Below are 25,261 nucleotides of genomic sequence, written 5' to 3' on the forward strand. Positions count from 1 at the left end.
CGGCGCTCTACGCCCGGCCCGAGGCCCTGCGCACCGCCTCGCGGATCCGCAGGTAGGTGCCGCACCGGCACAGGACGCCGTCCATCGCCGCGTCGATCTGCGCGTCGGTCGGCTGGGGCGTCCTCGCGAGGAGGGCGGCGGCCGTCATGATCTGCCCCGCCTGGCAGTAGCCGCACTGCGGAACGTCGACCGCCATCCATGCCTTCTGGACCGCATGCGTTCCGTCGCCCGAGAGCCCCTCGATCGTCGTGATCCGTTTCCCGGCGACGCTACCGACGGTCGTGACGCAGGAGCGCGTCGCCTCGCCTTCGACGTGCACGGTGCACATGCCGCAGACCGACATGCCGCAGCCGTACTTGGTGCCCTTGAGGTCGAGAACGTCGCGCAGCACCCAGAGGAGCGGCATGTCCGCCGGCGCGTCGACCGTCCGTGGCTGCCCGTTGACGTTGAGCTTGACCGGCATCGCGTCACCTCCCCCGTCGAGGTTAACGCGAGTCGGACGAGGCAGCGAGCCGATGTCGTGCCGGCTCGCTGCCTCGTGATGACGAGCTAGCTTATGGACAGGCGTTCGCGCTCGCCGCGATCTCCGCATCGCGGCTCTGGACCTGCTTCGGCGAGCCGTCGTCGTAGGTCCCGCCGCCGCAGACGTTCCTCACCCGGACCAGGTAATAGAGCGGGCCGCCGGGCGGAATCGCGGCGCCGATGTCCCAGGACGTGCCGTTCAGGTTGGCCACTTCGCAGCCCGCGGACGTGAAGTTGCCACCCGAGCTTCGAAGGTTGTTGATGTTGCCGTGCACGACGTCGTAGCCGCTGGCGCCTGCAATCGAGGTCCAGGAGAGCAGCGACTTCGTCGGCATGGTGAGCACCGGTATGCCGGTGGGAGGCGTGCCGGGATCGACGACGCCGTCGCAGTTGTTGTCGATGCCGTCGCACAGCTCCGGCATCCCCGGGTTGATGTTCGGGTTGTTGTCGTTGCAGTCCTCGCCGGCGGGGTAGCCGTCGCCGTCGGCATCCGTGAGGCACGTCGCGTCGACCTCGAGTGCCAGATCTCGGTCGATGTCGTCGTTGTAGGCGCCACCGTCGACCCAGGAGAAGCCGACGAAGCGGAAGCGGTACGGGTTCGAGCGAATCGCTCCCTCCGAGGCCGAGATCGCGTAGGCGCCGCCGCCGCTCCCAGGCTCCATCGTGGCGTAGATCGACAGCCAGTACGTCCCGGCCGACAGGCGTTGGGTGACGTTGAAGTTGGGCTCCCAGAGCTTGCCGTCGGCCCGATGGCCGAGCGATTGTCCCGGGACGACGCACGTTCCGCCCGCCGAACAGTCCGTCGCGGCGACGCACATCGTTCCCGGGCTGTTCGAGCAGTACGAGTGCACCGTCCAGTTCCCGATCATCGTCCCGGGATAGCCGGAGGCGTCGTGGTAGAGGTGCGCGACGGCATCCCATTCCTTCGACGCGTCCTGGAGGACGCCTCGGAACGCGGTGACGTCGCAGACCTTCCCCGCGGGCACCACGAAGTCCTCGGCGCTCTCGCGTGTCGACACGCCCGGAACGTCGACCGCCTGACTTTGGGAGATGAGGTCGACCTCTCCGTTCGTCCAGAAGGTCCCGGGATTGCCGAGGTACTCGTACGCGCCCAGGTCGCAAGCGACCTCGGGATCGCGGAACATGCCGCGGACGTCGTTCGCCGCGCAGGTCGACGGTGCGCCGGCGTCGAGGGCCGGCGAGCCGGGCTTGACGCGCAGGTCGGACCCGGGAACGCGGAAGAGGGGATCGACGTTGAGGATGCCGGTGCCGCCGGGATACCCGCCCTGCACGATACTCGTCGAGACGGCGGCGGCCGCGCCGCTGATGTCGCCCCCAGTGTTCCCCCAAAGGATCGAGTTGCGGATCGTCACGGTGCTCGGCGTGAAGACGTAGATTCCGCCGCCGCTCGTCGGCGCGGAGTTCGCGCTGAGCGTGACGTTGTTGAGGCGCAGCGCGGCTTGCCAGTCGAAGACGCCGCCCCCGATGTCGGACGTCGCCTGGTTGCCCTGGAATTCGACGCTGTCGAGGACGACCGAGCCGACCGTGGTGCCCAGCCACGACGAGAGGCCGCCGCCGCGCGTTCCCTGGTTCGCGAGGAACCTGGAATTTTCGATGTGCGGCGTCCCGCCCTCCGTGAAGAGGCCGCCCCCTTCGCTGACGGCGGTGTTCCCCTGGAAGGTGATGAACGTGAGGCGAGGGCTTCCGTTCTCGTTCCACATCCCGCCGCCCTTGTTGTTCGTCGAGTTGTTCACGAGCGTGATGTGCTGGAGGCTCGGCGCGCCGCTCTCGTTGTAGATCCCGGCGCCCCTCTGGACGGCGAAGTTCTGCTGGACGACGAGCTGCCGCAGCGTCGGATAGCCTCCAAGGATCAGGATCCCGGCTCCGCGCTCGTAGGGGACCGTGGGCCCGTCGGCATGGCCGAAGCTCACCGTGAAGCCGTCGAGCACGGCGCTGTCGTCGATCGTCGCCGCCGCGCTGACGACGTTGTAGCTGTTGTCGCCACTCGTGGCGGCCGATCCGATGTTCCCCGACAGGATCGAGACATGCGCCTGCGGATCTCGAGTACCTCCCCCGTGCGGGTAGCCCCCGAGCATCGTCACGCCGTTCTTCAGCAGGAAGGCGCCGGTGCGGTCGCCCGAGTGCACGTGGGTGAAGGTGTTCCAGTCCGGCAGGTAGGTCCCTTCTGCGATGAGGATCCTCGCTCCCGGCGTCGCCAGCTTGATCGCTTCGTTGAGCTCCTTGAATGCGTTGGCCCACGAGGTCCCGTTGTTGAGCCCGGCGGCTGTGCTGTCCACGTAGTAGACCTGATTCATGGCATCGAGGGCGGCCTTCAAGTTGGGGAGCGGCCCGAGGTGGCGGGCCCCGGCCTGCGCCGTTCCCGTCGAAACGAGGAGGCTCTTGATCAGTGCCGGCGGGGCGGGCGTCTGGTTCTGCTGCTTGTGCGCCTGCTCGAGGAGCGCGACCGCGCCGGTGATCATCGGCCCGGAGCTCGAGCTGCCGCTGAAGTCCGAGCGGTAGTAGACGTTCTTCCCCTCGGCCGAGTAGAGGAACGGGCCTGTGGGATAGGCGCCGGTGGTCACGACGGAATCGCCCCAGCCCTGGAGATCGACCGTCGCGCCGTAATTGCTCCACGATTGATAGCTGCGCGGCGTGGCCATGTGCGGCGACTGCCCTCCGGTGACGAGGAGCGCGCCCGAATCGTTCTGGAGGAGGAACGGCCAGTGGTTGTCGTTGCCGGTCGAGTACACGGGATCGTCGAGGTTCTGGCCGCCGTTGCCGGTGGTCTCCACGACGTTGATGCCGTTCGCGACGAGCGTCAGGATGGCGTCGTAGACGGGTTTCGACCATTCCATGGGGACGTAGTTCTGTCCACCGAACGGTCCGACCATCTGCTGCTCGATGAGCACGACGTCGCCGGCGGACATCGCGGCGCCGCATTCCATGAGCGGACGGACCACGCTGTAGCCGATGTCCGTGGAGGCGCCGGCGAGGAAGCCGGAGACGCCGTACGAGATCCCCGTGGTGCCGGTACCGTCGTTCTTCGAGGCGATCTCCCCCCACACGCCGGTGCCGTGATCGTCGCCGAACGGATCCCAGGGGATGCGCCCGACGACGCTGATGGGCGGCAGGTCCACATGGTTGAAGTTGATCCAGTACTCGACGTCGCACACCTTGACGCCCGAGCCGGTCCAGCCGCGGGACCAGGCGTTGCGCGCATCGATCCCGTTCGGCGCGGCGTCGAGGTAGTCCTGGTAAGGGTTGGCCGGCGGCTGCGAGTAGTCGGGTGCCGTCGGCGACTCTACGGGCTTGGGCACGAAGTACGCAGCCTCGACGCTCGGGTAACGCTCGAGAATCTCCTTCGCGTGCACGGCGGTCATCCCCGGAGGGAGCTGCAGGCGGAAGTAATTGTTGAGATCGGGGAGCGGCTTGGTGCGATTCGCCTGACCGTTCTGGCGCAGGCGGTCGAGCACCTCTTCGGCGACCGAGTGCGTGCGATCCCAGCTCTCCTCGCCGAAGGCGCCGAGGATGCCCCGGAGATCCGATTGGACGGAGGATTGGCCTCCGACATCGGTGGGGCGTCCCTGACGCAGGCGGACCGTCGTCCCCTCCTTGAACTTCACGTCGAGGAGATTCGGCTCGTAGCCGGAATCGATCACCGGAGGCGCCGCGAAGGCCAAGCCTCCGGCCAAGATGACGGACAGGACGACCGCGAGCTTCGTGATGTTCATGGGTCCACCCCCTTCTCGCGGGTCAATAACGGAAACGCTGACGCTTGTTACGGGGTGCGGTAAATTGACTCGGATGGGAGGGAACGACGACGAATTTCGGGGAAAGAAGAAGCTCTTCCAGACGACGCAGTGGAGTGTCGTCTTGCGGGCGGGCTCGGGCGAGGCGGAGCATGCAAACGCCCTCGCCACCCTCTGCCAGGACTACTGGCGTCCCGTGTACGCCTACGTCCGCTGGCGCGGGTACGACGCCGAGGTGGCCCGCGATCTGACCCAGGGGTTCTTCGCCGCGCTCCTCGAGCGACGCGGCCTCGAGCTGGCGCGCAAGGAGCGGGGCCGGTTCCGGGACTTCCTCCTCACGTCGGTCAAGAACTTCCTCGCGCACCACCACGAGCGGGAGCAGGCGCTCAAGCGAGGAGGTGGCCGCTCTCCGGTCCGCCTCGACGCCGACCCCGAAGCCTCCCTCGCGGGAGTGCCCTTACCTGCCACCCACGAGACACCCGAGAAGATCTTCGAGCGGCGCTGGGCGATGACCGTCCTCGATCAGACGATGCTCGATCTCGCCGCCGACATGGAGCGCGAGGGGCGCGTGGAGCGGTTCGACATGCTCCAGCCCTACCTCGTGAGCGATACCGAGCCGCCCCACGCGGACCTCGCACGCGAGCTGAAGATGTCGGAGTCCGCGGTGCGGGTCGCGCTGCACCGGCTGCGGCACCGTTTCGGTGAGGCCCTGCGCGACCGCGTCGCCCGCACCCTCGAAGACCCGAGCCGCGTCGAGGACGAGCTGCGCTATCTCATCGGCCTTGTCGGCGCGTAGTAAGAAAAACTTGGTTACTGTCCCCTTACGACCTTCCGAACCTGATCGAACCAGTTGAGGATCTCCACGACACGGTCGCCCGGATACTGGGCGGCCACCGGCCTCACGCCGAGGAAGCGCTCGCCGTCGGCGGCGAACCCGTTCAGCTCGACGAAGTCCGAGGGGATCTTCACGAGATCCCTCGGTAGGCCGGCCGAGATCCCGCTCGCGGTCGCCGAGAGCGGGACGGACATGAGCCAACGATCCGGTCCTTCTTCGCGCACGTACACCAGCTCGTTCCCGCGAGGAGACCAATGGGGCAGGGTGCCTCCGCCGCGCGAGACCTGCCACGTTCCGTTCCCCGTCGGCAGCGGCCGGATGTAGACCTCCCAGTGCCCACCGACGTTCGTCTGATAGGCGAGCCAACGGCCGTCGGGAGAAACGGCAGGGCTCGCGGGATTGGTCTCTCCGAATCCCGTGAGGCGCCGCGAGTCTCCGCCTTCCGTGCGTGTGAGGTAGATGGCATCCGGTGCCAAGTGGACGACTCCCGGCCCCTCCTCCGTGCGAACGACGAGTCTCGCGAATTCGCCGTCGACGTCGATCGGAAGACGCCGGGGCGCGCCGGTCCCATCGGCGTCGGCCGCATACAGGTGCAGGGTGGCGCCCCCTTCCGCGTCGGAGGAAACGAGCAGCTGGCGCCCATCGGGAAACCAGGACCGGAGCGCGATATTTCCCGCGGACCTGGCACGGGTCGTCGATCGCCGGTCCAGGTCGTAGACGGCGACCGTGTCGGTGGCGCCGAACACCGTCGAAGCGATCCGCGTCCCGTCGGGTGACAGGATCGGCCGGTAGTAGGGCTCCAGCGGAGCCCCCACGGACGTGACGTTCCCCCGCCGGTCGAGCCAGACGAGCTCGTTGCGCGCGATGTCCTCGCCTCCTGGGACGAAGACGATCGCCCCCGCATCGGAAGCGACGGCGAACTGCGCGGCGCCGCTGCCCGGCGACGTCATCACGTTCGACAGGATGCGGACCGGTGGCCCGGTGACTTTCTCAGACCGGAGGTCGAAGGGCACCGCCACGATGGCGCCGTCCCGCGCGTAGACGATGTGGCCGGTCGGGAGGTACCTGGCGAACGACCCGCCGCGAATGAGCGTCTTCCAGGACTTCGTGTCGAGGTCGAGCAGGGCGATCTCGCCTTCGTCGAACGACGTGATCCCTTCCTTCTTGATCGTGAAGAGCAGGTGGCGGCCGTCGGGAAGCGCGGACGGCCAGCGGTGGGACACCTCTCCCTTGGAGGTGTCGGGAACGGTGAGCGTCAGGGCCGCGCCACCGTTCTCTCCCACCATCATCAAGCCGGCTTTCGCCGCCGGAGAGAAGACGATCCCCCGTTGCGTCCAGGCGGCCCCCTTCATCCCACCCACGCTGAGGTTCTCGGTGATGAGGGTCGGCGAAGCGCCGTCGAGACTGACCTTGTAGAGGCCGCGCCCGGAGAAACCGAGCCACTTGCCGTCCGGAGAGAAGAACGGGTCGAAGGCGGCGTTCGCCGCATCGGGTGAGGCCACACACCGGGTGGCGATCTCGTCGGCCCGGCGCACGCAGATCGACCAATCGATCCCGTTCGTCCGTGGCGTCTTTCCGAAGTAGGCGATCGTCATCCCGTCGGCCGTGACGGCCACGCTCGAGTGGTCCGAGGCGCGAAAGCCCGGGTGAGCCGGATCGGTGACGTCGACCCTGAGCGGGATCACGGGCGCGTTGCCGGCGTGGATGTCCGGACCGGAGCGCGGGGCCCTCATCGCGATCGCCGCCGACACGACGGCGGCGACGACCGCGAGACCGGCGATGCTCCACGGGAAGATGTCGCGGCGGCGGCGTGGAACCGATTTCGTCGCGGCTACGGCGCCGGAAGAGGTCCACTCACGCCCCTCGCGGACGCGCTCGAGCTCGATTCGCAGGTCGCCGGCATCGCGGAGACGGCGCGTCGGGTCTTTCTCCAGGCATCGCTCGATCAGCTCGCGCAGACGCGCCGGCGTGCGAGACGGAAGGGCCTCCCAGCTCGGATCCCACTCGATGATCCTGACGAGCACGTCCGTCGCGGTATCGCCCTCGAACGCGCGCTTCCCGGCGAGGCATTCGTAGAGCACGCAGCCGAGCGACCAGATGTCCGTGCGCCGGTCGACCGGGCGGCCGCGCGCCTGCTCGGGACTCATGTACGGAACGGTCCCGATCACCATCCCGGGCTTCGTGAACTGCAGGCTCGCCGTCCGCGACAGACCGAGATCCTCGGCGGCCGGCTCTTCATCGAGCGCCTTCGCCAGACCGAAATCGAGGATCTTCACCTTTCCGTCCGGCGTGATCATGACGTTCGAGGGCTTGAGATCCCGGTGCACGATCCCGCTCTCGTGCGCGGATTCGAGGCCGTCGGCGACCTGGGCGAACACCGACAACGCTTCGTCGATCCGCATGGGACCAGATTTCAGCCGATCGGCCAGCGAGTGCCCCTCGACGAGCTCCATGACGAGGAAGTGCGTGTCGTCGTCGAGCTCCTCGAAGCCGTAGACGGCGGCGATGTTCGTGTGGTTGAGCGAGGCGGCGACACGCGCCTCGCGCCGGAACCGCGCGTTGCGCTCCGGGTCGTTCGCGACCCTCGCCGGCAGCACCTTGATCGCCACCTCTCGATCGAGACGGTCGTCGTGCGCTCGATAAACCTCTCCCATCCCGCCGCGTCCCAGACGCGAGACGATCCGGTAAGACCCGAGCTGATCGGGAGCCGACGCTTCGAGGCCGAGCCCGAAGAGACATTTGGGGCAGGGCTGGCCGGCGGGCCGCTCGGTGCCGCACTTCGCGCAACGGACGATCGGCTCGCTCGACACCGTGGGATTTTAGCGTGCCGGAGCGCCCCGCGCGGCTCGTCCGCACGGGGCGCTCATTTCATTGCTTGCTCGTGAAGAGGCGCGCGAGCTCGCCGTATCCTTCCTTATCGAGATTCTCCACCGGGATGAAACGTAGGGCGGCCGAGTTCATGCAGTAACGCATCCCCGTCGGCGCCGGACCGTCGGCGAAGACGTGCCCCAGATGGGAGTTCGCGAGCTTGCTGCGCACCTCGGTCCTCGACATGGTCAGACTCCGGTCGTCCTGTGTCGCGATGTGCTTCGGATCGATCGGCTTCGTGAAGCTCGGCCAGCCCGTGCCCGAGTCGAACTTGTCGCGCGAGCTGAAGAGCGGCTCTCCCGAGACCACGTCGACGTAGATGCCGTCCCTGTGGTTGTCCCAGTAGGCATTGTGGAAGGGAGGCTCGGTCCCCTCCTTCTGCGTGACGTTGTACTGGAGAAGGTCGAGCTTCGCCCGCAGCGTCTCATCGGCCGGCTTCTTGAACCCATCGCCGGTCCATGCCGTGACCGACTTCGTGCGCCGATGGCAAGCGGCGGATCCGCCTTTCTCGACGTACTGCTGATGGTAGGCCTCCGCTTTCGTGAACGTCGCCGCCGGAACGATCTCGGTGACGACAGGTGCTGCGAGCTCACCCGACGACGCGAGCCGCTTCCGCGACGCTTCGGCCCGGGCCTTCTGGTCCTCCGTGAAATAGAAGATGACCGAGCGGTACTGGCTTCCGTGGTCCGGACCCTGACGGTCGGGAGTCGTCGGGTCGTGGATGCTCCAGAAGAGATCGAGCAGCTCGTCGTAGGAGACGAGCGCCGGATCGTACTCGACCTCGACCGTCTCGGCGTGTCCCGTCATGTCCGTGCACACCTGCGCGTACGTCGGGTGCTCCGTGTGACCGCCCATGAATCCGACCGCGGTCGCGACGACCCCCTTCTGCATGCGGAACTCCTGCTCCACACCCCAGAAGCAACCCGCGGCGAAGGCCGCGAGCTGTGTCGGCTGCGCATGCCCCGTCGCCTGGCGCGTCGCGAAGAGACCGCTCGCCGTCGGCCGCGGTTGCTCTCCCGACGCCGCCACGAAGCGCACTGCCAGGACGGCCAACCCGCCGAGCACGAGCGTCCATCCGATTCTCTGCAGGTACATCGTCAGCTCCTCGCCGGGGGAATTGTTCCCGGCTCGTAGAGGAGTTCGACGGACCCTCCGAAAGGGTTACAGCGGGGGCGGTGTAACCATTCTTCGCTCCCGATCGAATTTCCGATAGCATGAACCAGCATGACCGAGGAGCGTGATGAGAGGCGTCTCGCAGCCCTCATGGCGCGGTGGCAGGCGGGTGATCCCGGCGCGTTCGATGAGGTCTACGCTGCGACGGCCGGCGCCGTTACCGGATACCTGGGTCGCTGGTTCGGCTCGGCCGCGGCCCCCGATCTCGTGCAAGAAACCTATCTGCGCGTGGTCGAAGCACGGCGGACCTACCGGCCGGACATGCCGTTCCGCCCGTGGCTCTTCGCGATCGCGCGCCACGTCGCCCTCGACGCCCATCGCCGCCGGAAGCGCCACGCGTCGCGGGAGCTGGTCACCGACGAGCTGCCCGAGGTCCCCGTTCGCGCTTCTGCGGAAGAGCACGTGAACGGCGGGCGCCTCGTCGAGTCCTTGCGAAAACTCCCAGCCGGCCAGGACGAGCTCGTTTGGCTCGCCAAGGTCGAAGGCATGACCTCGACCGAGATCGGAAGGATCGTCGGCGCCTCACCCGGCGCGGTGAAGGTGCGCCTGCACCGTGCGCTCAACCGGCTCAAGAGCCTGGTCGATCACGAACGGAGCGACCGGTGAGCCACAAAGAGCAGCCGGTCCCTCCGATGTCGGACGCGCTGCGCGCGGCGGTGCGCGAGCGCTCGAGCCCGGTGAAGCCGTTGCTTCCTCCCGGGCCGCGGGCCGCCTTGTTGACCGCGACGGGGATCCTGGTCGCGCTCGCCTTTGTCGCGGCCACCGGCGTGCGTGCGGATGCCGCAGCACTCGGGATGCCGATCGTGTGGGTCCCCGCCCTTGTCCGTCTCGCGGCCGCGGGGGCATGGATGCTCCTGATCGCGCGAGAAGCGACTCCGTCGGAAGGTGTTTCCGCTCCGGTGCGGATCGCCGCCTTCGTCTCGGTCCCTGCGCTCCTCCTCGTGTCGGCGTTCGTGGTCGCTCGCGCCGGAGGCAACGGCGCGGGTCTCACGCCCATGATGTGCTACGGGAAGGTGGTCGCGCTGGCGATCCCGGCGATGGGCGCCGCCCTGTGGCTGCTGCGGCGCGCCTTCCCGCTGCGCCCGATCCTCGCCTACCTGGGAGCGGGCCTGGCCGCGGGCTTGATCGCGGAGACGGCGTTACACCTGACCTGTCCCTCGACGAGCCCAGCCCACATGCTCCTCATCCATGGCGGCGCCGTCGCCACGGCTGCCGCATTCGGCGCCGTCATGGGAGCGGGGCGTCTACGGCGCGGAGCCCGCTGACTTCAGCCCCGTCAGATCGACATCGCCCGTGGTCGAGAAATGCGTGTGGGAAAGACCCGGGGAGTGGAACTTCCCCTTCATCTCGTAGTGGACCTTGTCGAGGGAGGAGCCGGCGAAGAGGCCCATCGCCTGCTTGATCATGTTCATCGCGGAGATGGTGATCGGGACGCTGACGACCGCCTCCCCGAAGCGCGGGACGCTCCCCGTCTCGTCGGATACACCGCTGGCGAACGATTTTCCCTGCACGGCCATCTGCACGGCCATCCCGTTGTAGTCGACCGGCGCGTCGTTGGGGTTCTGCACGCGAAGCTTGACCATCATCCGCATCTCGAGCCCCTCGGAGTGATCGAGGGGCTCGATGCCGGCGACGGTCACGATCAGCGGGTCGCGGTGCGGGATCGAGGCACAGCCGGAGACGAGGAGCAGGCAGGCCAGCGCCGCGGACCGGGATGAGCGCATGGGCAGAGGATATATCGGGGAAGGTAATCCATTAATTCGTCAACAGTTGCGAGACTGTCTCGAGGTCCGCGGCACTCACGTCCGACACCGCGATCGACTCCATGCCGTCTTTCCGCCACTCGACCCAGTTGTAACCGAGGTGTGACCCCGAAGAGCGCGCGGTGTCCTTCTCCGTCGTCGGCCACACGAAGACGTTGATCACATGTTTGCGACGGGCATACACGACGACCGCGACGGTACGGCCCCGAATGACGTCGAGGCGACCCCCTTCCAGCGGAAATCCGTCGGTGGCGAGATCGCGGACGGGCGGCGCGAAGTCGATCCTACCGTCGAACCACGGCTTCACGGTGTGCTGGTCGGTCGAGACGACGTCGATCAGATGGCCAGGCTGGAGCGAGCGCAAGTGCGCGTCGACGATCGATGAGATCGCCGGGTCGTTGCGCGCGCCGATCAGGCCATCGAGCTGCCTCCATCCGACCATGACGACGAGCAAGAAAGAAGCCGCGAGGGCGAGAGCGCGCCATGCGTTCGCGCTCGGGGCTTGGGTGGGGCCCCGGCGGTTCGGCGCCGCGAGCTCGGCCTCGAGCCTCCGGCGCAGCGTCTCGGGCGCTCGTTCGCGGAGGTTCGACGCCCTGAGCGACGACCGCAGCGCCCTTTGCGCCGCGAGCGCCCCGGCGCAATCGGGGCACGATTCCAAATGGCGTTCGAACTCCACGGCGCCCGCGGCGTCGAGCTCGCCGTCGAGGTAGGCGTGAAGGACCGACGACGTGCGCTCGCAGCTCAAGAACGGCCTCCTTCGCGACCGGCGATGAGCGAGCGCTTCAGCTTCTCTCTCGCGCGGGCGAGGCTGGACATGACCGTGCCGATCGGAAGCTCGGTGATCGCCGCGATCTCCTTGTAGGAGCACTCCTCGAACTCGCGGAGCACGAGGACCTCGCGGAACTGTGCCGGGAGGCTCTCGAGTGCGCGCATCAGGCGGTCTCGGTCGTCGCCGGCGATCGCCAGAGCTTCCGGCGTTCCGTCCGATTGCGGATGAAGCTCCTCGTCGAACTCGGTCGCCGAGTCCGCCGGCCCGTGCTTCTGAAGCCGCGTGTAGCAGGTGTTGCGCACGATCTGAAGCAGCCACGCGCGCGCGTCGCCGCCTTGATAGCCGCGGAAGAAGCGCAGCGCGCGAAGCGTCGATTCCTGCACCGCGTCCTCGGCCTCGGTCCGGTCTCGCAAGAGCCACCTCGCCAGGTTGAAGGCCGCGTCGAGATGCGGGAGCACGAGCCGCTCGAAACGCGCCCGTTCGACCGCGTCCAACACGTCCTCCGCCGCCCGATCGACACGTGAACTCATAGAGGAGACCGTCGCCGCCGCAATTCTATTCCCGCGTCCGAACTTTATTTCGCAAACGTGGAAAAGCGCCGGCGCGAAGGAATACCCGCCTTCCGGACCCGGTCTAGACCATCGAACGCGAACGGCAGAACGAAGGAGAACACCATGATCGATGACAAAGACAGCACGAACGACCTGATCGTCGACGACCACCACGACGACGGCGTCGACCGCCGCGGGTTCCTGAAGTGCATGGCTTGGGCGGGGGCCGGGGCGCTCTACGTCATGCAGGGCGGCGTGCTGAAGTCGTACGCCATGGGGGCGTCGGGACGCTCCGACATCCCGGCCGGGGAATTGAGCTTCGTCCAGATCAGCGACAGCCACATGGGGTTCAACAAGGCCGCCAACACGGACGTCGTCGGCACGTTGAAGACTGCGGTCGACAAGATCAACGCTCTTTCGATCGCGCCGGAACTCATCCTCCACACCGGCGACATCAGCCACCTGTCGAAGCCCGAGGAGTTCGACACCGTCGACCAGGTCTTGAAGGGCGCCGTGGCGAAGGACGTCTTCTACGTTCCCGGCGAGCACGACGTCCTGAACGACGACGGCAAGCAGTACCTCGAGCGTTACGGCAAGGTCGCGAACGGCTCGGGGTGGTACAGCTTTGATAAGAAGGGCGTGCACTTTATCGGGCTCGTCAATGTGATGAACCTGAAGCCGGGCGGGCTCGGCTCGCTCGGTCCCGACCAGCTCGAGTGGCTGGAGCACGACGTCAAGCACCGGAAGGCGAGCACCCCGATCGTCGTGTTCGCGCACATGCCGCTGTGGTCGGTCTACCCCGAATGGGGCTGGGGGACCGAGGACAGCGCGCAAGCGCTGTCGTACCTGAAGAAGTTCGGTTCGGTGACCGTCCTCAACGGCCACATCCACCAGCTCATGCAGAAGGTCGAAGGGAACGTGACCTTCCACACCGCTGCGTCCACGGCATTTCCGCAGCCGCAGCCCGGAAAGGCCGATTCGCCGGGCCCGATGGTGGTCCCGGCAGGCGAGCTGCGCGGCCTTCTCGGCATCACTGACGTCAACTTCGTTCAGGGGCGCCACGCGCTCGCGATCGTCGACTCGTCGCTCAAGTGAGCGGAGTGGAACTCATCAACAGAACTTCAACCAGGAAAGAAGAGAGTGACATGAGAAAAGGAATCCAGAGAGCCGGCCGGATCGCCGCGATCGCGCTCGCCTCGACCTTGGTCATCGGGGGCTCCGCGAATCTCCTGGTGCAGGCGGACGCCGCGACCCCCGTCACCGCGGAAGTCAAGATCGACAACTTCAGTTTCGGCCCGGTGTCGCTCACGGTCGCGCCGGGAACCAAGGTCACGTGGACGAACCGTGACGACATCCCCCACACGGTCGTAGCGGACGACAAGACGTTCAAGTCCAAGGTGCTCGACACCGACGAGACGTTCTCGTACACGTTCGACAAGCCGGGGACGTACCCCTACTTCTGCTCGATCCACCCGCACATGACGGGACAGATCGTCGTGAAATGACCATCGGGTTCATCCCCTACTTTCTTTGACAAAGGAGTCCACCATGGGCAACCTCGGATTCAGCGAGCTTCTTCTGATTGGCGTCATCCTGCTGCTGTTCTTCGGCCCCTCTCGGCTCCCGGAGCTGGGCAAGAGTCTCGGAAAGGGCATTCAGGAATTCAAGAAGGCCACCCGCGAGATGACGGACGTCGTCACTGCCGCCGCGAGCGACGAAAAGAAGTGACGATGATCCCGCCGGGCCGAAGCACCTTCCGGGAGCACTTGGATGAGCTCCGCTCTCGCCTCCTCCGCGTCGTGGCGGCCGTCGGGGTGGCTTTCGTCGTGACCTATGGTCTTCGGGCGAAGCTCTGGGCCTGGGTGAGCCTGCCCCTGGGCAAGGTCATCGAGCGGCAGACGGCGGGCGTTCCGGCCCCCCCGAGCCCCTTCGGCTTCACGGATCCGGCCGAACCCTTTCTCAGCGGCGTGCGCCTTGCGCTCTGGGCCTCGGCCTTCCTCGTCGCTCCGGTGATCTTCCATCAGCTCTGGGGATTCATCGGCCCCGGGCTCTTGCCTCGGGAACGGCGCCTGACCATCCCGTTCGTCGTGGTTACGAGCCTCTGCTTTCTCGGCGGTTGCGCCTTCGCCTACTTCCAGGCGTTCGCCTTCCTGGCCGAGGTCCTCTATCGGGAAGCCGCGGCGTTCGGCCTTCGCCCCAACATCCACATGGGCGAGTACCTCGACCTCTTCCTCGGGACGGTGTTGCTGACGGGGGTCATGTTCGAGCTGCCCGTGCTCTTCTTCTTCCTTGCCAGGCTGCGGATCGTGACCGCCGGCTGGATGCTGAAGTATTGGCGCCATGCGACGGTGATCGTGGTCATCTTCAGCGCCTTCTTCACGCCGGGTGACGTGGTCGCCACCACGATCTTCTTCAGCGCGGTCCTCCTCGGCCTCTACTTGATCAGCATCGTCGTGGTCTGGTTTGCCCAGCCGACGCCAAGACCCGAAGCCGGCTGAGCCGGGATCACGATGCGAGGCTTTCTCGGCACCGGTGCCACGTTCGCCGCAGACCTGAACCTTCTCGTCCAGCTCGCGATGGGCGTGGCGCTCATCGTGGGCGCGCTGCTGGCGCGACGCGGGCGTTATGCCGCGCATGGGGTTTGCCAGACGACCGTCATGGTCCTCAACCTGGTCACGATCGTCTGGGTCATGGGCCCGTCGTTCCGCTTGCAGGTGATCCCACGGCTGCCGGCGGGCCTGGACCGACGTTACTTTGCCGTGGCGACCGTCCACGCTCTCCTCGGAGCGGTGGCCGAGATGCTCGGTCTCTACATCGTGCTCGTGGCCGGAACCAAGATCGTCCCAAAGCGGCTGCGCTTCACGAACTGGAAACGGTGGATGCGGTTCGAGCTCGGACTGTGGTGGGTGGTCATTCTGACCGGAGTCTTGACCTATGCCTGGTGGTATCAGGCGCTGCGGTCGCGTTGACCCGAGAATCGCCGGCGCCGAGAGCCACCTCCCTGGAGCCGGGGGCTACTTCAAGCTGGCGATCAGGTTCTGGCTGAGGCGCGTGTACTCGTCCTTCTCCTCGCCCTTTTCCTTCGCGGCGAGATCGAGCGCCTGCTTGGCCGCGGCCATCGCCCCGTCCTTGTCGCCGGCCTTCTTCAGGATCAGGCCCTTCCTGTAGATGAGCCACACGGCATCGGGCTGCTCCTTGGCGGCGGCCTCGATCCATTCCTTGGCCTGCTTCATGTCGAGGTCGTTCTCGTAATAGAACATCGCCGACGCGAAGTAAGGCTTCTTGCCGCTGCCGGCCATCGCCGCTTCGATCTGCGGCTTGATCTTCCCGACGACGTCCGTGTCGATCTCGACGGGAACGGCCGTCTTCTCCCACGCGATGACGAGGTTCGCCTTGCCCGAGCGGATGTCTTGCACGCCGATCGTCATCGTCTCGAGCGGCTCGGCGAGCGCGACCGGCTTCACCTTGATGCGCGCCAGGTCGTCCTTCTGGTTGTAGGTGTAAGAGCCCCACTCGTCGTTCACCTTGCTCAGGATCACGGTCCACTCGGACTCGCCGGGGATCGTGAACAGGCCGTACGAGCCCGCGGGGACCGCCATGCCGCCGACCTTGACGTCGGTGCTGAACGTGAGCTTGGTCGCGGCGTTGGCGCCGGTGCGCCAGATCTGGCCGTAGGGCAGGAGACCGCCGAAGATCTTGCGCTCCTTGACGCCGGGCCGGGAGTAGTCGACGGAGATGTCGGTCACACCGACGCGCTGCTTGAACGACGCGCTCGGGCTGGCCTGAGGGAAGTCGATCTTCTTGGCCTCTTCAGCGTGGAGGACCGAAGTGGAGATGGCGGCGATGGACACGACGAGAGCGATGATGGTTTTCATAACCGCGTATCTTAGCCCCAAAGCGCGGGCCTGTGTAGAATCGATGGCCGTCCGCCCACCAAGGAGAACCTGCATGGTCCGCTTCGTGCGCGCCGCCGTCCTCGTCGTTGCCGCCGCTCTCCCCGCGTTCGCCCAAGGGCTCGAAGTTCCCGCGCCCAGCTCGAAGGCCAGGGTCGAGCAGCGCGTCGGGCTCACCGATTTCTCGGTGGACTATTCGAGTCCGGCCGCCCGCGGCCGCAAGATCTTCGGCGGCCTGCTGCCCTACGACAAGCTGTGGCGTACGGGCGCCAACGCCTCCACCAAGCTCACCGCGAGCCGCGACTTCACGTTCGGCGGGAAGCCGGTGCCGAAGGGCACGTACGCGATTCTCTCGATGCCGGGAGCCTCGGGCTGGACCGTGATCCTGAACAAGAACCTCGAGATCGCGAACACGGACGGTTACGACACGAAGGACGATGTCGCCCGCGTCGAAGTGAAGCCGGAATCGATCCCGGCGCGCGAGCGGATGACGTTCCTCTTCAGCGACTCGACCGATGGCGCGACCCGCCTCGATCTCGAATGGGAGACGACGCGCGTGTCGGTGCCGATCACCGTGGACACCGCCGCGCAGGTGAAGGCCGGCATCGACACGACGCTCGGCGACGCATGGCGCCCCCACTACCAGGCCGGCCGCTGGCTGCTCGAGAACAACGGCGACGTCGACACGGCGATCAAGTACCTCGACACGTCGATCGGGATCCAGAGCACCTGGTGGAACAACTGGTGGCGCGCTCAGGCGCTCGCCAAGAAGGGGCGCACGGCCGACGCCATCGCCGCCGGAGAGCGGACCCTGGAGCTCGGCAAGGGGAACGCCACATTCGAGAACAACTTCAAGGCCGACGTGCAGAAGACGATCGACGGCTGGAAGAAGGCCAAGGCCTGACCGCGCGCAGCGTGTTCGAAGCCTACGTCGCGGGCTCCGCCGACGCGCTGTACGGCACGCACTTCGCTCGCCTTGCAGACTGGGACCGGGCGTCCCGCGTGGCGCGCCCGCTGGAGCCCCGGCTCGCCGCCGCCCTCGAAGCCCAGAACGCCGTCTACGAGAAGAGTCCCGCGCGCGATGCGCATCTGCGTGCGCTGCGCTCCGGAGCCTGTGCCGTCGTCACCGGCCAGCAAACGGGACTGTTCCTCGGTCCGCTCTACACGTTGTACAAGGCCGCGGCCGCGATCCGGCTCGCGAGGTGGCTCGCCGAGCGATGGAAGGCGCCGGTGGTGCCGGTGTTCTGGCTCCAGACCGAGGATCACGACGCCGCGGAGATCGCGGTGTGCCACATCGCGCGCGGCGCCGACCACCCGTTGACGCTCACCCTCCCGGTCGCGGAGGAATCGGTCTCGGTCGCGCACCGGCTGCTTCCGGACGAGGTGAGCCTGCTTCTGACCGAGCTCGCCGCCGCCGTCGCGAGCCTTCCCCACGGCGACGAGCACGTGGCGACGCTCTCCCGCCACTACCGCCCCGGTGCGGGCTGGGGCGCCGCCTTCGCCGGGGTTCTCGCGTCGCTGTTCGCCGAGGAAGGCCTGGTGCTCGTCGATCCGCGTGACCCGGCACTCGCTCCGCTCGCCGCCCCCGTGCACCGGCGTGCGCTCGAAGCATCGGCGTCGATCGCGCAGGCGCTCGTGGAACGCGCCGAGGCGCTCGAAGCTTCCGGATTTCACGCCGGCGTGCACGTACGACCCGGCGCTCCTCTCTCGTTCTTTCATCCTCAGGGGCCTCGCGCTCACCGCTCTCGTCTCGCCGAAGCGCCCGGCGGCTTCGTCGAGATCGGTGGCGCTCGGACGCGAACTCTTCCCGAGCTTCTGGACGCGCTCGATCGCTCCCCGGCCTCGTTCACCACGAGCGCGCTCTTGCGGCCGATTCTCCAGGACACGTGGCTTCCGACGATCGCGTACGTGGGCGGGCCCGCGGAGGTCGCTTACTTCGCGCAGCTCCAGCCGGTCTACGGGTTGTTCGACGTCGCGATGCCGATCGTCGTTCCCAGAACACAGCTCAGGCTCGTCGAGCGCCCGACGCGGCTCGCGCTCGCACGCCGCGGGCTGACCGCGGCCGAGGCGATCAAGCCGTTCGACGAGGCGATCACCCTCACGCTTCCTGCTCTCTCCGCGGCTTCGGACGGAGAGCGCCTGACCCAGCGTCTCGTCGCGGGGATCGATGGAATGCTCGATGCGGCCGCTCCGGAAGTTGCAGCGGCGGGCGAGCGCGCCGTGCAGGCCCTGGAGAAGACGCGCAAGACGATGCTGTTCTCGGCCGGGAAGCTGGGCCAGAGCCTGGACAAGGCGATCTTGCTGCGCGATCGCGAGACCGTCTCCGATCTCGAGATGATCCGGAGCCGCCTTCTTCCACGCGGCGTTCCGCAGGAAAGGTTCTTCGCGCCGGCGTCGTTCGCCGCCCGCTACGGCGAGCGCGCGTTCATCGATCGCATCCTGGCCGCGGCCGAGCCGTTGCGGACCGGCTTTCACGACGTCATCCTCTAGGGCCCCGCGATGAGCTCCCCTTACGGCATCGACGTCCTCGCCTTCGGCCCTCACCCGGACGACGTCGAGATCTTTTGCGGCGGCGTCGTGATCACGCTCGCTTCCCTGGGCTATCGAACGGGCATCGTCGATCTGACGCGCGGGGAGCTTTCGAGCCAGGGCACGCCGGAGCAGCGCGCGAAGGAGGCCGAGGCCGGGGCGAAGGTCTTGGGAGCCGCCTGGCGGAACAATCTTGGGCTGCCCGACGGGTTCATCGATGGCTCGGCGAGCTCACCGCATCTGCGGCCGGTGGTCGCGGCGCTCCGGAAGCACCGGCCGGAGCTCGTTCTCGTTCCATGGAACGAAGAGCGCCACCCCGACCACGTCGCAGCCTCCCTGCTGATCACCCGCGCGGTGTTCTTCGCCGCGCTGCCTCGCTTCGACGATGGAGCCGGAGGAGCGCCCTTCACGCCGCGGCAGGTGCTGCACTACGAGTTGCGCCACCGCATGCTCCCGACCTTCATCGTCGATACGTCGAGCGTCTGGGACAAGAAGGCGCAGGCGATCGCGTGCCACCAGAGCCAAGTCATGCGCCAAGAAGGCGGACCGGCCACTCTGATCAGCGCGCCGCTCGCGATCGCCGCCGTCGAAGCCCGCGATCGCTACCGCGGGAGCGAGATCGGCGTGCGCTACGGCGAGGCGTTGCGGAGCCCGCAAACGCTCGGCGTCGCCGACCCGCTCGCCTTCTTCCGGACGCACGCGTTCCCCGCGGCCCACGCCTTCGAGCCCGCCCGTTGAGCCGGCCACTCTCCATCGGCATCGTCTGCTTCTCGAGCCTCGGAGGAAGCGGCACCGTGGCGACCGAGCTGGCGACCGGCCTCGCCGAGCGCGGGCACACGGTTCACGTCGTCGTCAGCTCTCCTCTTCGCCGGAACCTTCCGCGTTCCGAACGGCTCCACGTGTACGAAGTGTCCGTGCCGCAGCATCCGGCGCTCGTCTACCCGCCTTACGGCTTGGCGCTGGCCTCTCGCCTCGTGCAAGTGGCGAACGACCACGGGCTCGACGTCGTCCACGTGCACTACGCCATCCCGCATGCGGCGAGCGCGTATCTCGCCCACCAGATTCTCGGACCGGCCGCACCGCGTATCGTGACCACGTTGCACGGCAGCGACGTCACGCAGATCGGGAGCGACCCGCACTATCTACCGACGACGCGATTCGCGGTGAGCCGATCGAACGGCGTCACCGTGCCGTCCGAATACCTGAAAGCCGAGGCCTACGCGCGCCTGGATCTCCCGGCCGGGCTCCCGATCGAGGTCATCCCGAACTTCGTCGACACCGCTCGCTTCGTCCCCGCGGTGAGGCGCGATCGCGCACACTTCGACTCGCTCTTCGATCCCGCCGACAGGGGCGCGCCGGTGCTGTTCCACGTCTCGAGCTTCCGCCCCGTCAAGCGCGTGACCGACCTCGCGGAGGTTCTGGCCCGCGTGCGCCGCAACGTCCGGGCACGGCTGGTCGTGGTCGGCGACGGGCCCGACCGAGCGAGCCTCCTCGAGCGCGCGGAGGCGCTCGGCGTGACGCGCAGTCTCGTGCTGCTCGGAGCCCGGCCGGAGTTCGTGAGCCATCTGCAGCACGCCGACGCGTTCCTCTTCCCCAGCGAGAACGAGAGCTTCGGCGTCGCGGCGCTCGAGGCGCTCAGCTGCGGCGTGCCGGTCCTCGCGTACCGCGTCGGGGGCATTCCCGAGGTGGTCACCGACGAGGTGGGCCGGCTCATCGAGCCCTACGACCCGGGCGCGATGGCGGCCCGCACTCTCGAAGTGATCTCGAGCCCGGACCTGCGCGCCACGCTCGGACGCGCCGCGCGGGCGCGCGCAGAAGAGCGTTTCCGCCGCGACGCCGCGATCGATCGTTACGACACCCACTATCGTCGCGTGCTCGAACGCACGCCGTCGGAGGCCGTGTGAGCCGTGTGCTTCGTCTCGTTTCAGTAGCCGCGATCCTGGCCGCTCCGGCCGCGGCCCAGGAGGTTCCGATGGACGCAGGACATCTCGCGCACGCCATGGATCGCCTCGGCGTGACCGCGCGCGTCCTCTACGTCGGGGCCCACCCCGACGACGAGAACACGCGTCTGCTTGCCTATCTCGCGAACGTGCGGCACGTCACCGCGGCCTATCTGTCGATGACGCGCGGAGGCGGCGGCCAGAACCTCATCGGCTCCGAGCTGGCGGACCTCCTCGACGTCATCCGGACCGAGGAGCTCCTCGCGGCGCGGCGCATCGACGGTGCCCAGCAGCGCTTCACGCGCATGAGGGACTTCGGGTACTCGAAGTCCGCCAAGGAGACGCTCGAGATCTGGGGCCACGATCAGGCCTTGGCCGATGTGGTGTGGGTGATCCGCACGTATCAGCCGGACGTCATCATCACGCGGTTCGACGAGAAGCCGCCGAACCACGGGCATCACACCGCCTCGGCGATCCTCGCGCGCGAAGCGTTCGCCGCCGCCGCCGATCCGGCCAAGTTTCCGGAGCAGCTCAAGGACGGCGTCAAGCCGTGGCAGGCCACGCGTCTCGTCCACAACTATCCCAACTGGAACGACGAGCCGCCTCCGAAGGACGCGATGAGCCTCGACGTCACCGCCTACGACGCCCGTCTCGGACTCTCGATCGGCGAGCTGGCGGCGCTCTCCCGCAGCCAGCACCGCAGCCAGGGGTTCGGCGTCTCGGCCGACCGCGGCGCCACGACCGAGCGGTTCGTTCCTCTCGCGGGCAAGCCGGCGACGAAGGACATCCTCGACGGTGTGCCGCTTGGCTGGGATCGATACGGGTCGAAGGGCGACAAGGTGGGACGCGCGCTCGACGAGGCCCGAACCAACCTCGCGCGCGACGAGCCCGAGCGCGCGGTGCCGGCTCTGCTCGCGGCTCGCGCGGCGCTTGCCGCCCTTCCGGACGAGCCGCGCGTGCGCGATGCGATGCCCGCGCTCGACGCGTCGATCGCCGCCGCCGCCGGGCTCTTCGCGCGCGCGACCGCGCCGATCCCGCTCGTCGTTCCCGGCGCGAGCACGAAGATCTCCGTGGAGATCGTCCTGCAGCGTCCGGCGGGACTCACGCTGACGAGTGTGAAGTTTCCCGACGGGTCGTCCCAGGATGTCAACGCGACCCTCGTCGCGAACGACGAGAAGCGCGTCGAGCACGACACCCGTGTTGCGGAGACGACTCCCCTCTCGATTCCGTATTGGCTCAGAGGGGACAGTGCCGCACTACGGGACAGTCCCCTGGGGTTGCCTCGCGACCCTGCCCCGCTCCAGGTCGTAGCGAGCTTCTCCGCGAAGGCGGGGACGTTCGATCTCCGGCTTCCTGTGGTGTACGCGTGGACCGACCCGACGCGGGGCGAGCGTCTGCGCGAAGTGTTGATCGCGCCGCCGGCGACGGTGACCCCGGTTCGAGCGGCGTCGATGTCGCTCAACGGGAAGCCGGCCCCCGTGGCCCTGAGGGTCCGCGCGGCGCAGGACAATGTGAAGGCCAGCGTGAGCCTCCCCGTTCCCGCGGGCTGGAAGGTCGATCCGGCCTCGGTTCCCGTCGAGCTGGCGAAGGCCGGCGACGAGAAGACCGCGCGCTTCGCGGTGACGCCTCCGGCCGGCGCCGCCTCGACCGTGCTCGCGCCCGTGCTCGACGGCTCGGGTCCGGCCGTCCGCGAAGACGTCATCGACTACCCGCACATCCCTGTTCAGGACGTGCTGCAGCCGGCGCGTGTGCGCGTCGCTCCTCTCGCCGCCGAGGTGCCCGGCGGCGTCATCGGCTACATCGAGGGATCCGGCGACAGCGTGGCCGACGACCTCGCCCATCTCGGGATGCGCGTCGAGCTCCTCGACGACGAAGCGCTCCGTAGCGCCGATCTCTCTCGCTTCCACGCGATCGTCGTCGGCATCCGCGCGTTCAACACGCGCGCCGGCCTGCGGGCCCAGCAAGACCGGCTGATGAAGTACGTCGAGGACGGCGGTACCGTCGTCGTGCAATACAACACGCAGAGCCGCCTGGGGCCGCTCGACGGACGCGTCGGCCCCTACCCGCTGACGATCGGCCGCGGCCGCGTCACCGACGAGCGCGCGACGATGACGCCGCTCGTCGCCGACCATGAGCTGTTGACCCGGCCGAACAAGATCGGGCCGTCGGACTTCGACGGGTGGGTGCAAGAGCGCGGCCTCTACTTCGCGGACACCTGGGATCCCAAGTACACGCCGATCTTCTCCGCCGCCGATCCCGACGAGAAGCCGCTCGAGGGAAGCCTGCTGTTCGCCAAGTACGGCAAGGGGCGCTACGTCTTCACCGGCCTCGCCTTCTTCCGCCAGCTTCCGGCGGGAGTGCCCGGCGCGTACCGGCTCTTCCTCAACCTGATCGGCACCGCGCCGTGACCTCCGGCGACGGGCAGGAGGAGAAGCCGCCCGTCCTCGGGTCGTGGCGGAACGTGTACCTGCTCGTCGCGGCCGTGCTCTTCGTCCTGATCGGCCTGTTCTACGCGCTCACCCGCTGGGCGTCATGAGCGGCCTCGACTGGGCGGTCCTCGTCGGCACGATCGCGCTCGTCGTCTCCTACGGCGCGTGGAAGACGCGCGGCGCCCGCGACATGGCCTCGTACTTCCGCGGCGACTACAGCCTGCGCTGGCCGACCATCGGCCTCTCGATCATGGCCACGCAGGCCAGCGCCATCACCTTCCTGTCGACCCCCGGCCAGGGCTTCCAGGACGGCATGCGGTTCGTGCAGTTCTACTTCGGCCTGCCGCTCGCGATGATCGTGATCGCGGCGGTGTTCGTGCCGATCTACCACAAGCTCAAGGTCGTGACGGCGTACGAGTATCTCGAGAGCCGCTTCGACGTGCGCGTGCGCTATCTCGGTGCCCTGCTCTTCCTGCTGCAGCGCGGGCTCGCGGCCGGCATCACGATCTACGCGCCGGCGATCATCCTGAGCACGATCCTCGGGTGGCCGCTCCAGATGACGATCCTGGCGCTCGGCGCCGTCGTCATCGTCTACACCGTGGTCGGCGGCACGGCGATGGTGAGCGAGACCCAGAAGCACCAGATGGTCGTCATGATGGGCGGCCTCGCGGTCGCGCTCGGGCTGATCCTCTCCAAGCTGCCCGCCGGCGTGACGACCCTCGGCGCCGTGCGTCTGGCCGGGGTGCTCGGGCACATGAACGTCGTCGACTTCCACGTCGACCCCAACACGCGCTACACGTTCTGGTCCGGCATCACCGGTGGCTTCTTCCTGGCGATGGCCTACTTCGGCACCGATCAGTCGCAGGTGGGGCGCTACCTCTCGGGCCGATCGGTCACCGAGAGCCGCCTCGGCCTGCTCTTCAACGGCCTCTTCAAGGTGCCGATGCAGTTCGTCATCCTCTTCATCGGCGTCATGGTCTTCGTCTTCTACCTCTTCGTGCGCCCGCCGGTCTTCTTCAACGCCCCCGTGCTGGCGAAGGTGGCGGCCGGGCCTCACGGCCCCGAGCTCGCCGCGCTCGAGCACCGCTACGACGACGCATTCGAGGCACAGCGCGCGGCAGCGACGGCGTTCGCCTCCGCCGGAGGTCAGGACCGCGACGCCGCGCGGACCGAGCTTCAGTCTGCCGCCGCTCGCGCCGCGGACATTCGCGCCGAGGCCAAGGCGCTCATCAAGCGCGCGTCACCCGAGACCGACACGAAAGACACCGACTACGTCTTCCTGAGCTTCGTCCTCCGCTACGTTCCCTCGGGCCTCGTCGGCCTGCTGCTCGCCGCGATCCTGTGCGCCTCGATGAGCGCGACGTCGAGCGAGCTCTCGGCCCTCGGCTCGACGACGACGAGCGATTTCTTCAAGCGGCTACGGCCGCGAGCCTCGACGCCGCATCAGGATCTCGTGGCGTCGAAGCTGTTCACGGCCGCTTGGGGAGTGATCGCGATCAGCTTCGCGAACGTCGCCGGCCTCATCGACAATCTGATCCAGGCCGTCAACATCCTCGGATCGATCTTTTACGGAACGATGCTCGGCCTGTTCGCCGTGGCGTTCTTCGTCAAGCGTGTCTCGGCGACCCCGGTTCTCATCGCGGCCGTCGTGGCGCAGGTCACCGTCCTCGTGCTGTTCTTCACGTCGGACATCGGCTTCCTCTGGTACAACGTCATCGGCTGCGGGATCGTCGTCGTGCTTTCGTCGGCGATCGAGTCGATACGGCCCACCGCCCCATAGAAGGCGCGCCCGATCGTCGACGCTACTTTCCGGCGCGGTTCAGGATCAGCGGCAGCGAGGCGGGTCCCTGCTTCCAGACCCCCACGATCTGATGCTTGTCCTTGTCGAGCTTGCCGTCGTACTTGCATCCGCACAGATCGATCGTCAACTGCACGTCTTGCTCCGTGATGGAGATGGAGCTGATCGTAATTCCCGTGGCTTTCTGATCGGGGCTGTCCATCGTTCCCGTCAGCTTGCCGTCCTTGTCCTGCGTCAGATGAAAGACGACGTGCAGCAATCCGTTGCCGGTGTCGATCGCCCCTTGCCAGTCACCGATCAGCTCGGAACCGGTCGGCGCCGCGCCCACGGCAGGCCCGAGCATGGCGACGAGAGACGTCAAGAGGGCGAACGCGGCGCGAACGTTTCGTAGTCTTCTCACTCTGTACCTCCCATGGATTGATCGGCCGTTGCCTCGGCCGGT

At 67.6% G+C, this 25,261-nt stretch carries 24 protein-coding genes; 15 read left to right on the top strand and 9 right to left on the bottom strand.

All coding sequences use genetic code 11. The features are described 5' to 3' along the window. Positions 1 to 7 precede the first annotated feature (7 nt). Together VFV19_08150 and VFV19_08155 are read right to left on the bottom strand one after the other, a co-directional pair. Complete coding sequence (locus VFV19_08150) at positions 8 to 463, bottom strand: (2Fe-2S)-binding protein (protein HEX4824273.1); 456 nt, start codon at positions 461 to 463, stop codon at positions 8 to 10. Between the two features lie 91 nt (positions 464 to 554). Then, positions 555 to 4,253 (bottom strand): MopE-related protein, encoded by a 3,699-nt coding sequence (locus tag VFV19_08155; GenBank protein HEX4824274.1) that lies wholly within the window; start codon positions 4,251 to 4,253, stop codon positions 555 to 557. 73 nt (positions 4,254 to 4,326) lie between these two features. Between VFV19_08155 and VFV19_08160 the strand changes: the two genes are divergently transcribed. After that, positions 4,327 to 5,067 (top strand): hypothetical protein, encoded by a 741-nt coding sequence (locus VFV19_08160; GenBank protein HEX4824275.1) that lies wholly within the window; start codon positions 4,327 to 4,329, stop codon positions 5,065 to 5,067. A 14-nt stretch (positions 5,068 to 5,081) separates the two neighbouring features. Here VFV19_08160 and VFV19_08165 read toward each other — a convergent pair whose 3' ends face one another. Together VFV19_08165 and msrB are read right to left on the bottom strand one after the other, a co-directional pair. Continuing rightward, positions 5,082 to 7,916, bottom strand: coding sequence for a protein kinase (locus VFV19_08165; protein HEX4824276.1), 2,835 nt, complete (start codon positions 7,914 to 7,916; stop codon positions 5,082 to 5,084). Positions 7,917 to 7,974: 58 nt separating this feature from the next. Then, positions 7,975 to 9,069 carry a peptide-methionine (R)-S-oxide reductase MsrB gene (msrB, locus tag VFV19_08170; GenBank protein HEX4824277.1) on the bottom strand — a complete coding sequence of 365 codons (1,095 nt, stop codon included), beginning with the start codon at positions 9,067 to 9,069 and terminating at the stop codon, positions 7,975 to 7,977. Positions 9,070 to 9,198: 129 nt separating this feature from the next. On the opposite strand from msrB, the gene VFV19_08175 reads away from it, so the two are divergent. Next, positions 9,199 to 9,753 (top strand): sigma-70 family RNA polymerase sigma factor, encoded by a 555-nt coding sequence (locus VFV19_08175; protein HEX4824278.1) that lies wholly within the window; start codon positions 9,199 to 9,201, stop codon positions 9,751 to 9,753. After that, positions 9,750 to 10,412 carry an NrsF family protein gene (locus VFV19_08180; GenBank protein ID HEX4824279.1) on the top strand — a complete coding sequence of 221 codons (663 nt, stop codon included), beginning with the start codon at positions 9,750 to 9,752 and terminating at the stop codon, positions 10,410 to 10,412. The genes VFV19_08175 and VFV19_08180 overlap by 4 nt, the downstream gene beginning before the upstream one ends. Here VFV19_08180 and VFV19_08185 read toward each other — a convergent pair. Genes VFV19_08185 through VFV19_08195 form a run of 3 tightly spaced genes read right to left on the bottom strand, consistent with a single transcriptional unit; the run spans position 10,392 to position 12,173 of the window. Then, positions 10,392 to 10,871 carry an LEA type 2 family protein gene (locus tag VFV19_08185; GenBank protein HEX4824280.1) on the bottom strand — a complete coding sequence of 160 codons (480 nt, stop codon included), beginning with the start codon at positions 10,869 to 10,871 and terminating at the stop codon, positions 10,392 to 10,394. The two genes, VFV19_08180 and VFV19_08185, sit on opposite strands and share 21 nt — an antisense overlap. Positions 10,872 to 10,902: 31 nt before the next feature. After that, positions 10,903 to 11,655, bottom strand: a complete 753-nt coding sequence (locus tag VFV19_08190; GenBank protein ID HEX4824281.1) for an anti-sigma factor — start codon at positions 11,653 to 11,655, stop codon at positions 10,903 to 10,905. Further along, positions 11,652 to 12,173 carry a sigma-70 family RNA polymerase sigma factor gene (locus VFV19_08195; GenBank protein ID HEX4824282.1) on the bottom strand — a complete coding sequence of 174 codons (522 nt, stop codon included), beginning with the start codon at positions 12,171 to 12,173 and terminating at the stop codon, positions 11,652 to 11,654. Before VFV19_08195 ends, VFV19_08190 begins: the two co-directional genes overlap by 4 nt. Positions 12,174 to 12,353: 180 nt before the next feature. Here VFV19_08195 and VFV19_08200 point away from each other — a divergent pair, with 180 nt between their 5' ends. The 5 genes from VFV19_08200 to VFV19_08220 are packed head-to-tail and all read left to right on the top strand — an operon-like array spanning position 12,354 to position 15,199. Then, a complete protein-coding gene (locus VFV19_08200; protein ID HEX4824283.1) occupies positions 12,354 to 13,325 on the top strand; it encodes a metallophosphoesterase in 972 nt (323 codons plus the stop codon). Between the two features lie 50 nt (positions 13,326 to 13,375). Next, the gene (locus tag VFV19_08205; protein ID HEX4824284.1) at positions 13,376 to 13,735 is read left to right on the top strand and encodes a cupredoxin family copper-binding protein; all 360 of its coding nucleotides are present in this window, start codon (positions 13,376 to 13,378) and stop codon (positions 13,733 to 13,735) included. A 43-nt stretch (positions 13,736 to 13,778) separates the two neighbouring features. Further along, complete coding sequence (gene tatA, locus VFV19_08210) at positions 13,779 to 13,958, top strand: twin-arginine translocase TatA/TatE family subunit (GenBank protein ID HEX4824285.1); 180 nt, start codon at positions 13,779 to 13,781, stop codon at positions 13,956 to 13,958. A 2-nt stretch (positions 13,959 to 13,960) separates the two neighbouring features. After that, on the top strand, positions 13,961 to 14,728 hold the full coding sequence (tatC, locus tag VFV19_08215; protein HEX4824286.1) for a twin-arginine translocase subunit TatC: 768 nt from the start codon (positions 13,961 to 13,963) through the stop codon (positions 14,726 to 14,728). A gap of 12 nt (positions 14,729 to 14,740) precedes the next feature. After that, a complete protein-coding gene (locus VFV19_08220; protein HEX4824287.1) occupies positions 14,741 to 15,199 on the top strand; it encodes a DUF420 domain-containing protein in 459 nt (152 codons plus the stop codon). A 45-nt stretch (positions 15,200 to 15,244) separates the two neighbouring features. On the opposite strand, the gene VFV19_08225 is transcribed toward VFV19_08220, so the two are convergent. Further along, positions 15,245 to 16,105: a DUF2911 domain-containing protein gene (locus VFV19_08225; protein ID HEX4824288.1), complete on the bottom strand. Its 861-nt coding sequence runs from the start codon at positions 16,103 to 16,105 to the stop codon at positions 15,245 to 15,247. Positions 16,106 to 16,178: 73 nt separating this feature from the next. Here VFV19_08225 and VFV19_08230 point away from each other — a divergent pair, with 73 nt between their 5' ends. Genes VFV19_08230 through VFV19_08260 form a run of 7 tightly spaced genes read left to right on the top strand, consistent with a single transcriptional unit; the run spans position 16,179 to position 24,801 of the window. After that, on the top strand, positions 16,179 to 17,027 hold the full coding sequence (locus VFV19_08230) for a DUF2911 domain-containing protein (GenBank protein HEX4824289.1): 849 nt from the start codon (positions 16,179 to 16,181) through the stop codon (positions 17,025 to 17,027). An 11-nt stretch (positions 17,028 to 17,038) separates the two neighbouring features. Further along, entirely contained in the window at positions 17,039 to 18,613 is a 1,575-nt protein-coding gene (gene bshC / locus VFV19_08235; protein HEX4824290.1) for a bacillithiol biosynthesis cysteine-adding enzyme BshC, read from the top strand. A gap of 9 nt (positions 18,614 to 18,622) precedes the next feature. Beyond that, positions 18,623 to 19,390: a bacillithiol biosynthesis deacetylase BshB1 gene (bshB1, locus tag VFV19_08240; GenBank protein ID HEX4824291.1), complete on the top strand. Its 768-nt coding sequence runs from the start codon at positions 18,623 to 18,625 to the stop codon at positions 19,388 to 19,390. Further along, a complete protein-coding gene (gene bshA / locus VFV19_08245; protein ID HEX4824292.1) occupies positions 19,387 to 20,556 on the top strand; it encodes an N-acetyl-alpha-D-glucosaminyl L-malate synthase BshA in 1,170 nt (389 codons plus the stop codon). Before bshB1 ends, bshA begins: the two co-directional genes overlap by 4 nt. Beyond that, the gene (locus VFV19_08250; GenBank protein ID HEX4824293.1) at positions 20,553 to 23,000 is read left to right on the top strand and encodes a PIG-L family deacetylase; all 2,448 of its coding nucleotides are present in this window, start codon (positions 20,553 to 20,555) and stop codon (positions 22,998 to 23,000) included. Before bshA ends, VFV19_08250 begins: the two co-directional genes overlap by 4 nt. Then, a complete protein-coding gene (locus tag VFV19_08255) occupies positions 22,997 to 23,128 on the top strand; it encodes a hypothetical protein (GenBank protein ID HEX4824294.1) in 132 nt (43 codons plus the stop codon). Before VFV19_08250 ends, VFV19_08255 begins: the two co-directional genes overlap by 4 nt. Further along, a complete protein-coding gene (locus VFV19_08260; protein HEX4824295.1) occupies positions 23,125 to 24,801 on the top strand; it encodes a sodium:solute symporter in 1,677 nt (558 codons plus the stop codon). Before VFV19_08255 ends, VFV19_08260 begins: the two co-directional genes overlap by 4 nt. Before the next feature lie 22 nt (positions 24,802 to 24,823). Here the strand turns inward: VFV19_08260 and VFV19_08265 are convergent, their stop codons facing one another. Then, positions 24,824 to 25,219, bottom strand: coding sequence for a hypothetical protein (locus VFV19_08265; GenBank protein HEX4824296.1), 396 nt, complete (start codon positions 25,217 to 25,219; stop codon positions 24,824 to 24,826). Positions 25,220 to 25,261 lie beyond the last annotated feature (42 nt).

The organism is Candidatus Polarisedimenticolaceae bacterium (assembly GCA_036275915.1).
Taxonomy (GTDB): Bacteria; Acidobacteriota; Polarisedimenticolia; order Polarisedimenticolales; family DASRJG01; genus DASRJG01.

Coding starts and splice junctions, on each gene's coding strand:
- msrB (HEX4824277.1), bottom strand. CDS start 9,069: ATGTACCTGCAGAGAATCGGATGGACGCTCGTGCTCGGCGGGTTGGCC.
- VFV19_08230 (HEX4824289.1), top strand. CDS start 16,179: ATGGTCCGCTTCGTGCGCGCCGCCGTCCTCGTCGTTGCCGCCGCTCTC.
- VFV19_08205 (HEX4824284.1), top strand. CDS start 13,376: ATGAGAAAAGGAATCCAGAGAGCCGGCCGGATCGCCGCGATCGCGCTC.
- VFV19_08160 (HEX4824275.1), top strand. CDS start 4,327: ATGGGAGGGAACGACGACGAATTTCGGGGAAAGAAGAAGCTCTTCCAG.
- tatA (HEX4824285.1), top strand. CDS start 13,779: ATGGGCAACCTCGGATTCAGCGAGCTTCTTCTGATTGGCGTCATCCTG.
- VFV19_08150 (HEX4824273.1), bottom strand. CDS start 463: ATGCCGGTCAAGCTCAACGTCAACGGGCAGCCACGGACGGTCGACGCG.
- VFV19_08175 (HEX4824278.1), top strand. CDS start 9,199: ATGACCGAGGAGCGTGATGAGAGGCGTCTCGCAGCCCTCATGGCGCGG.
- VFV19_08260 (HEX4824295.1), top strand. CDS start 23,125: ATGAGCGGCCTCGACTGGGCGGTCCTCGTCGGCACGATCGCGCTCGTC.
- VFV19_08225 (HEX4824288.1), bottom strand. CDS start 16,105: ATGAAAACCATCATCGCTCTCGTCGTGTCCATCGCCGCCATCTCCACT.
- VFV19_08185 (HEX4824280.1), bottom strand. CDS start 10,871: ATGCGCTCATCCCGGTCCGCGGCGCTGGCCTGCCTGCTCCTCGTCTCC.
- tatC (HEX4824286.1), top strand. CDS start 13,961: ATGATCCCGCCGGGCCGAAGCACCTTCCGGGAGCACTTGGATGAGCTC.
- VFV19_08200 (HEX4824283.1), top strand. CDS start 12,354: ATGATCGATGACAAAGACAGCACGAACGACCTGATCGTCGACGACCAC.
- bshB1 (HEX4824291.1), top strand. CDS start 18,623: ATGAGCTCCCCTTACGGCATCGACGTCCTCGCCTTCGGCCCTCACCCG.
- VFV19_08155 (HEX4824274.1), bottom strand. CDS start 4,253: ATGAACATCACGAAGCTCGCGGTCGTCCTGTCCGTCATCTTGGCCGGA.
- VFV19_08220 (HEX4824287.1), top strand. CDS start 14,741: ATGCGAGGCTTTCTCGGCACCGGTGCCACGTTCGCCGCAGACCTGAAC.